The organism is Citrobacter sp. S55_ASV_140 (genome assembly GCF_018919505.1).
Classification (GTDB): Bacteria; Pseudomonadota; Gammaproteobacteria; order Enterobacterales; family Enterobacteriaceae; genus Citrobacter; species Citrobacter werkmanii.
This window is the reverse complement of record NZ_JAHLQZ010000188.1, coordinates 1-7,376: the sequence shown is the minus strand read 5'-3', so window position 1 is coordinate 7,376 and position 7,376 is coordinate 1. Positions and strand designations below refer to the sequence as shown.

Genomic DNA, 7,376 nt, shown 5'->3' with positions numbered 1-7,376 from the left:
TGCATATTCTGCTCAAACTGGCCGCTTTGGTGGTGATCCTCGCGGGCATCCATGCCGCGGCGGATATCATTGTGCAACTGTTGCTGGCGCTCTTTTTTGCCATCGTATTGAACCCGCTGGTCACCTGGTTTATTCGCCGAGGGGTGCGTCGCCCGGTAGCCATTACGTTAGTGGTCGTGGTAATGCTGATTGTTCTTACGGCGCTGGTTGGCGTGCTGGCATCGTCGATCACTGAGTTCATGGCCATGCTGCCAAAATACAATAAGGAACTGACGCGCAAGGTTCTGTATCTGCAAGAAATGGTCCCCTTTCTGAACCTGCATATGTCCCCGGAGCGCATGTTGCAGCGTATGGACTCCGACAAACTGATGACCTTCACGACCACGCTAATGACGAGTCTTTCCGGCGCCATGGCCAGCGTCGTCCTGTTGGTAATGACGGTCGTCTTTATGCTGTTTGAAGTGCGCCATGTTCCTTATAAGCTGCGCTTCGCGTTAAACAATCCGCAGATTCATATTGCGGGGCTGCATCGGGCGCTGAAGGGCGTTTCACACTATCTGGCGCTGAAAACGTTGCTCAGCTTATGGACCGGCGCCATTGTCTGGCTGGGGCTGGCGTTGATGGGGATTCAGTTTGCTCTGATGTGGGGCGTGCTGGCATTCCTGCTAAACTACGTGCCCAACATTGGCTCGGTCATTTCCGCCGTCCCGCCCATGATTCAGGCGTTGCTGTTCAACGGCATTTACGAATGCGTGCTGGTTGGCGCGCTGTTTCTGGTCGTGCATATGGTGATTGGTAATATTCTCGAACCCCGTATGATGGGGCACCGCCTGGGATTATCGACGCTGATCGTCTTTCTCTCCCTGTTGGTATGGGGATGGCTGCTCGGCCCGGTCGGCATGTTACTCTCCGTGCCGTTAACCAGCGTGTGTAAAATCTGGATGGAAACCACCAAAGGCGGCAGCAAACTGGCAATTTTGCTCGGACCTGGCAGGCCCAAAAGTCGATTACCGGGATAAACTTGCAAATGGCACGTGAAGAATGATACACAACCCCATTATTACTAAAGGTTAGTCCTGATATGTATCAGCTCGTTCTTGGGAAAGTTTCTGTTTTAAGCGCTGGCGAACTGCCTGCCGCGATGAAAGAGCAAGCGCCGCAAGGTGCTCGCCGGGCACGTTGGCTGGCTGGCCGTGTGCTGCTTTCCCATGCCCTTTCGCCATTGCCGGACATTGTCTACGGCGAGCAAGGAAAACCCGCTTTTCCCGCTGATACGCCGCTGTGGTTCAATCTCAGCCATAGCGGCGATGACATCGTCCTGCTGCTCAGTGACGAAGGGGAAGTCGGCTGCGATATTGAAGTTATTCGCCCCCGCGATAACTGGCAGTCGCTGGCAAATACGGTATTCAGTCTTGGGGAACATGCTGAAGTTGAAGCCGAACGCCCGGAGCAACAGCTGGCGGCGTTCTGGCGTATCTGGACGCGCAAAGAAGCCATAGTAAAACAGCGTGGCGGCAGCGCCTGGCAAATCGTCAGCGTCGATAGCACCGCGCTGACCTCCTCACTCTCCGTCAGCCAGTGCCAGATCGATACCCTGAGCCTGGCGGTGTGCACCCCCACGCCATTTACCCTGACCGCCGACGCCGTGCAGCGTCTGGAAGCCTTAGCGTAAATTTTCCGGGAAGTTTTTCGGCAACTCACTCGCCGCGCAGGCAATCACGTCGTCATTATCTGCCCCGCAGTCGCGCACGAAGGTGATGGTCGCGAACTCATCAATCACCTCGGTTGGATACGCCGGACCCGCATCGCGATACGACATCATCAGCGGAATATGATCATTCTGGAAGCACACCGTTTTTTCCGGATTGTTGATCACCCAGCGCGGGAAAAAGATGGTGCCGTGAAAGAGTTTGTCACCCAAGTTTACGATCAGGCTGACGTCGGTCCCGGTCGGTTCGGTCCAGGAAATTTTATAAACACTCGCCCCTACCCGCACAATATACGCCCGCTGATCTTTCACCCAACGATTACCCACAATACCGCTGTGAATGCGGTAATCCAGCGTGGTCTCATTTTTTACGTAGATCTCGTAATTCCAGCCATTATCGTAGGTATAGACCAGATGTTTGCCGACAAATCCGCTCAAATCATGTTTATCAAAAGCGCTCATATTCGTTCTCCTCTTACTTGATGCGAGGATCTTAACGCTTCAAAAATTGGATGAATAACGCTATGTTTACATCATATTCATTCAATTTTTAGATAAGTTATGCACAAAACAACCCTTGAGCAATGGGCCCTGTTGGAGAAAGTGGTGGAACTGGGCAGCTTTGCGAAAGCCGCGGAAGAGACCAACCGTAGCCAGTCATCGGTAAGCTACAATCTGGCGCTATTGCAGGAGCGACTCGGCGTGACGCTGCTGACGCCGGAAGGCCGCAGGGCGGTGTTGACCCCGGCGGGCGAGCTGTTGCTAGCTCAGGTCAAACCGTTACTGAAGGCCTTTTTATGGGTGGAGACCCGGGCAGCAACGCTGCAAAACGGCACACGAACACGGCTGGATTTGCTGGTCGATAGCATCTTCCCACGCAGACGCCTGTTCGCAATCCTCAAACAGTTTCAGCAGGCGTGGCCGCAAACGCAGGTGCGGCTGACCGAGGTACTGGAAAATGCAGACGACAGGCTGGCAGCGCATGCCGATGCGGACGTAATGGTCCTGACCCGGCGTCAGGATGTGACCGGGCGTGGTGAATGGCTGATGAACATTGACTTCGTGGCCGTTGCCCATCGCGATCACCCACTCTGCACGCTGAATGCGCCGCTGGATGAAGACGCATTACGCGCGTGGCCACTGATTCGCATTGCCGATCGCGACAACCCGCAGCAACCGGTTCGCGATGCCTGGACCTTCTCTACCATTGATGCCGCGATTGATGCAGTTATGTATCAGGTCGGTTACGGCTGGCTGCCTGAGGAGCGTATTCAGACGCAACTGGCCCAGGGGCTTTTACGTCCGCTGCCGTTAAGCCATGGCGCTCGCCGCGCCACGCCGCTGCATCTGATCGTTAAAGATACTCTCGCGCCGCTGGATGAGCAGGTGAGCACGCTACTGCGTTTATTGCGGGAGCATTAACCTTTTCCCCAGAGGCCGAACGTGTGTTACAAAATACGCTAATTCCCGCATTCTCTGTGCGTCAACGCGCCACATGAAAGGTTAATTGCAGATGCAACGAGTCACCATTACCCTCGATGACGATTTACTGGAAACGCTCGACGGCCTGAGCCAGCGCCGTGGCTACAACAACCGTTCCGAAGCGATTCGCGATATTCTGCGCGGGGCGCTGGCGCAAGAAACCACCCAGGAGCACGGCACCCAGGGCTTCGCGGTACTCTCGTATGTTTATGAGCATGAGAAGCGCGACCTGGCGAGCCGTATTGTTTCCACCCAGCACCACCACCATGATTTATCGGTCGCCACATTACATGTGCATATCAACCATGACGACTGCCTGGAAATCGCCGTGCTGAAAGGCGACATGGGCGATGTACAGCATTTTGCCGATGACGTCATTTCCCAGCGCGGCGTACGCCACGGTCATTTGCAGTGCCTGCCGAAGGAAGAGTGATTGCCTGTTTCGTTGCCGGATGGCGGCTGCGCCTTATCCGGCCTACACCCGTTCTCGTTTGTAGGCCGGATAAGACATAGCCGCCATCCGGCAATAATCGTTGAATCAGCCAGCAGCTATGCCTGTTTCAGGCTTTTACTAAGCGTTTCGATAATCCAGGTATTCACTGATACCTGTTCTTCCGCTGCCGCAAAACTTAAACGTTCTCCGAATGACTCTGGGTAGCGTAGCGTAAATGTCTTCAGCTTTTCCGGGTGAGCATAGGGCTCTATCCCTGCGGCAGAGCAATCATCCAGATACTCGCGTAAGGAAATCTCCCCCTCTTTTTGCAGCCCCTGAATGCTGTCAGCAACAAAATCACAATAGCCTGATAAACCCAGGAACTTACCGCGGAACGCATTAAGCTCAGGGACATAATTAATCACCGCAGGTTGCCCAGCGATTTCCATTGAGTTTGGCGTTTTGGGTTTGATCATGGTTTTACCCCTATACTTGTTAACCAGTCACGTACGTTTTCGACCGCGCCTTTATCTGTATCCGGAGAAGGATGTGGTCGATGAAAACTCGCAATGCTTTTATTTAAAAGAAATTTACATCGCGAACCTCGCCCTTCTTTGATTTCGCCACCTAATGCCTTAATCAGTGACTCGATTTCCGACCACTTGATTCCCTGCGGCGTAGGCGCTTTAAAAAGCTGATCCAGCGTGTTCTTTTGCTTTTTGCGTAAAGACAACACCTTTTCCTTCATCGCATGTCCTTATGACTTCATCCTTTGAAGTCATATTATAACAGTACACAATGCAGTCAAGAAATGAAGTCAACCGTTTACGCCATTGTGCCAATAGTCTTGCGAAAACGCAGCAGCGCTATCAGGAAGAACGCACCGCCAATCGCCAGCAGCGTCAGGAACTGCGGCCAGACGATGCTAAACCCCGCCCCGCGATAAAGTATCGCCTGCGCGAGGCTGACAAAGTGGGTGGTCGGCATGGTCAGCATAATATCCTGCACCGCCTGCGGCATGCTTTCACGCGGCGTGGAGCCGCCGGAGAGCATCTGTAACGGCAGTAGCACCAGAATCATCAGCAGCCCCAGTTGCGGCATGGAACGCGCCAGCGTACCCATAAAAATGCCGATCGAGGTGGTGGCGAACAGGCTCAGCGCCACGCCCAGCATAAACAGCGGTATCGAGCCTTCAATTGGCACCCCGAGCACGCCTTTTACCATCAGCATCAGCGACAGACCGGAAACCACCAGCACCACCAGTCCCATCGACCAGATTTTCGCCATCATTATCTCAAACGGTGTCACCGGCATCACCAGCAGGTGCTCAATGGTCCCATGTTCGCGCTCGCGGATCAGCGCCGACCCGGTAAGCACAATCGCCAGCATAGTGATGTTGTTGATGATCGCCATTACCGCGCCAAAGCGGGCTGGCTCCAGATTGGGGTTAAAGCGCATGCGCATTTCCAGCGCCACCGGCGGCTCATTATTGTCGCGGTAACGCGCCACAAAACTATTCACTTCACCGCTAATGATATTCTGGATATAGCTGTTGCCGGTGAAGGCCTGGCTCATCCGCGTGGCATCGACGTTGACCTGGATATCCGGCTGTCGCCCGGCCAGCACATCACGCTGAAAATCAGGCGGAATGTTCACGGCGAAGGTGTAGCGACCGGCATCCAGCCCGGCATCCATCTCATCGGCGGTGATCATCTCCGGCGGCAAAAACCACGGGCGATAAAAGCTGTTCACAATCCGGTTCGACAACTGCGACTGGTCCATATCCGCGATGGCAATCGGCGCCAGATGCAGCGACCCCGGCAGGACAGTTGCGGAGGAGTAAACCGAAATCGTGAAGGCGAAAACGATCAGCGTCAGCATCGCTTTGTCACCCAGCAGACTGCGTAACTCTTTGATGCCAAGGTTATAAATATTGCGTAATCGGCGCATCACCCCTCCTGTTTTTTCAGCAGTAATACGCTCAGACCAACCACTACCGGAATGGCGATTGCCAGCGGGATAAATAGCTGCCAAAGATCCGCCAGATCCAGCGCTTTAGAGAACGTCCCGCGCGCAATGGTCAGAAAATGGCTGGTCGGATAAATTTCACCAATCCAGCGTCCCGGCCCTTCCAACGAGGCCACCGGATCGATCATCCCGGAAAACTGCGTCGCCGGGATCAGCGTAATAATCGCCGTACCAAAAATGGCGGCGATCTGGCTTTTCATAAACGTAGAGATTAACAAGCCCAGTCCGGTAGCAATGGTGACGTACAGCAGCGCGGCCAGCGTCAGCGTTAAAAAGCTGCCCTTATGTGGGACGCCGAAGACAAACACCGACAGCGCACATAGCAGCAGGAAGTTCAGCATTCCCAGCACGATGTAAGGCAACTGTTTGCCGAGCAAAAACTCGCTGCGGGTGGTGGGCGTAACGTACAGGTTGATAATCGACCCCAGCTCTTTTTCGCGCACCACACTGAGTGCGCTGAGCATGGAGGGAATCATCATCAACAGCAGCGGGATCACCGCCGGAACAATCGCCGGCAGGCTCTTCACATCCGGGTTGTAACGATAGCGCGTCTCGATGGTCATCAGCCCGTTTTTTCCACTGGCATTGGGCTGACGCGCCATCACATCCTGCAGCCAGGTCTGGTGCATCGCCTGTACATAGCCTCTGACCGTTTCTGCGCGGCTCGGCATCGCCCCATCAACCCAGACGCCAATCTTCACCGGCGTTCCACGCGCGATATCGCGGCCAAAATTGGGCGGGATTTCAATGGCTACCGCCACCTCTCCCGAACGCATCCGTTTGTCCAGTTCGTCATAACTGGTGAGCGGCGGCTGCTCGATAAAATAGCGCGACCCCGCCAGATTCAACGTCCACGCCTGGCTACTGACGGTCTGGTCACGATCGAGCACCGAAAAACGCAGGTTTTCCACATCCATACTGATGCCGTAGCCCATAATCAGCATCAGGATCACCGTCCCCATCAGCGCCAGCGTGGAGCGCACCGGATCGCGTCGCAGCTCCAGCGCTTCACGCCGGCTGTAGCTGAACAAACGCCGCAGGCTAAAGCCCTGGCGTGGCGGCTGATTATTTTCATGCACCACCGGCGCATCCGCTTGCGAAAGCGTCGTCTCCGGCGCCGGGCCTGCGGCCTCCTGTAACCAGGAGATAAACGCCTCTTCCAGACTGGCGGCACCGCGCTGCTTCACCAGTTCCTGCGGCGTGCCGCTGGCCAGCACTTTTCCGGCGTGCATCAGCGACATGCGATCGCAGCGCTCCGCTTCGTTCATAAAGTGGGTGGAGATAAAAATGGTCACTTTATCCTGCCGCGACAAATCGACCATCAATTGCCAGAACATGTCCCTCGCCACCGGATCGACCCCGGAGGTCGGCTCATCAAGAATGAGCATTTCCGGGCGATGAATCACCGCCACCGCCAGCGACAGGCGTTGCCGGATCCCCAACGGCAGCGCGCCGGGCAACGCGTCTTCGACATCGGTCAGGCTAAAGCGCTCGCTCATCTCTTGTACGCGCTCAGGGATTTCTGCCTCAGGGATATGGAACAGCCGCGCGTGTAGTTCGAGGTTTTGCCGCACGGTCAGCTCGCTGTAGAGCGAGAACGCCTGTGACATATAGCCTACCCGGCGGCGGGTATCGATATTCTTCGGATCAACCGCTTGCCCAAACAGCCATGCCTCGCCTTCGCTTGCGGGCAGCAGTCCGGTGAGCATCTTCATGGTGGTAGAT

At 55.2% G+C, this 7,376-nt stretch carries 9 protein-coding genes and 1 pseudogene; 5 read left to right on the top strand and 5 right to left on the bottom strand.

Going from position 1 to position 7,376, the window contains the following annotated elements; all coding sequences use genetic code 11:
• Both KQJ18_RS19680 and acpT read left to right on the top strand, forming a co-directional pair.
• On the top strand, positions 1–1,019 hold a 1,019-nt coding region (locus tag KQJ18_RS19680; protein WP_216422551.1), incomplete at its 5' end, for an AI-2E family transporter.
• A gap of 62 nt (positions 1,020–1,081) precedes the next feature.
• The gene (gene acpT, locus KQJ18_RS19675) at positions 1,082–1,672 is read left to right on the top strand and encodes a 4'-phosphopantetheinyl transferase AcpT (RefSeq protein ID WP_038635032.1); all 591 of its coding nucleotides are present in this window, start codon (positions 1,082–1,084) and stop codon (positions 1,670–1,672) included.
• On the opposite strand, the gene KQJ18_RS19670 is transcribed toward acpT, so the two are convergent.
• Complete coding sequence (locus tag KQJ18_RS19670) at positions 1,664–2,170, bottom strand: phenolic acid decarboxylase (protein WP_038635035.1); 507 nt, start codon at positions 2,168–2,170, stop codon at positions 1,664–1,666. The genes acpT and KQJ18_RS19670 overlap by 9 nt on opposite strands.
• Before the next feature lie 99 nt (positions 2,171–2,269).
• Here KQJ18_RS19670 and KQJ18_RS19665 point away from each other — a divergent pair, with 99 nt between their 5' ends.
• The 3 genes and pseudogenes from KQJ18_RS19665 to nikR all read left to right on the top strand — a co-directional run bounded on the left by KQJ18_RS19665 (position 2,270) and on the right by nikR (position 3,623).
• Entirely contained in the window at positions 2,270–3,130 is an 861-nt protein-coding gene (locus KQJ18_RS19665) for a LysR family transcriptional regulator (RefSeq protein ID WP_038635037.1), read from the top strand.
• Positions 3,127–3,207: pseudogene (nikE, locus tag KQJ18_RS24720) on the top strand (nickel import ATP-binding protein NikE); the annotation flags it as partial. The gene KQJ18_RS19665 and the pseudogene nikE, both read left to right, overlap by 4 nt.
• A 14-nt stretch (positions 3,208–3,221) precedes the next feature.
• A complete protein-coding gene (nikR, locus tag KQJ18_RS19660; RefSeq protein WP_006687486.1) occupies positions 3,222–3,623 on the top strand; it encodes a nickel-responsive transcriptional regulator NikR in 402 nt (133 codons plus the stop codon).
• A 116-nt stretch (positions 3,624–3,739) separates the two neighbouring features.
• On the opposite strand, the gene KQJ18_RS19655 is transcribed toward nikR, so the two are convergent.
• The 4 genes from KQJ18_RS19655 to KQJ18_RS19640 all read right to left on the bottom strand — a co-directional run.
• The gene (locus KQJ18_RS19655; protein WP_087856264.1) at positions 3,740–4,099 is read right to left on the bottom strand and encodes a type II toxin-antitoxin system HicB family antitoxin; all 360 of its coding nucleotides are present in this window, start codon (positions 4,097–4,099) and stop codon (positions 3,740–3,742) included.
• Positions 4,096–4,371, bottom strand: coding sequence for a type II toxin-antitoxin system HicA family toxin (locus tag KQJ18_RS19650; protein WP_003837806.1), 276 nt, complete (start codon positions 4,369–4,371; stop codon positions 4,096–4,098). The genes KQJ18_RS19655 and KQJ18_RS19650 overlap by 4 nt, the downstream gene beginning before the upstream one ends.
• Before the next feature lie 77 nt (positions 4,372–4,448).
• Positions 4,449–5,573: an ABC transporter permease gene (locus KQJ18_RS19645; protein ID WP_038635040.1), complete on the bottom strand. Its 1,125-nt coding sequence runs from the start codon at positions 5,571–5,573 to the stop codon at positions 4,449–4,451.
• Positions 5,573–7,376, bottom strand: a 1,804-nt coding sequence (locus KQJ18_RS19640; protein ID WP_216422549.1) for an ABC transporter permease, incomplete at its 5' end; no start/stop codon positions are given. The genes KQJ18_RS19645 and KQJ18_RS19640, both read right to left, overlap by 1 nt.

Coding starts and splice junctions, on each gene's coding strand:
- acpT (WP_038635032.1), top strand. CDS start 1,082: ATGTATCAGCTCGTTCTTGGGAAAGTTTCTGTTTTAAGCGCTGGCGAA.
- KQJ18_RS19670 (WP_038635035.1), bottom strand. CDS start 2,170: ATGAGCGCTTTTGATAAACATGATTTGAGCGGATTTGTCGGCAAACAT.
- KQJ18_RS19665 (WP_038635037.1), top strand. CDS start 2,270: ATGCACAAAACAACCCTTGAGCAATGGGCCCTGTTGGAGAAAGTGGTG.
- nikR (WP_006687486.1), top strand. CDS start 3,222: ATGCAACGAGTCACCATTACCCTCGATGACGATTTACTGGAAACGCTC.
- KQJ18_RS19655 (WP_087856264.1), bottom strand. CDS start 4,099: ATGATCAAACCCAAAACGCCAAACTCAATGGAAATCGCTGGGCAACCT.
- KQJ18_RS19650 (WP_003837806.1), bottom strand. CDS start 4,371: ATGAAGGAAAAGGTGTTGTCTTTACGCAAAAAGCAAAAGAACACGCTG.
- KQJ18_RS19645 (WP_038635040.1), bottom strand. CDS start 5,573: ATGCGCCGATTACGCAATATTTATAACCTTGGCATCAAAGAGTTACGC.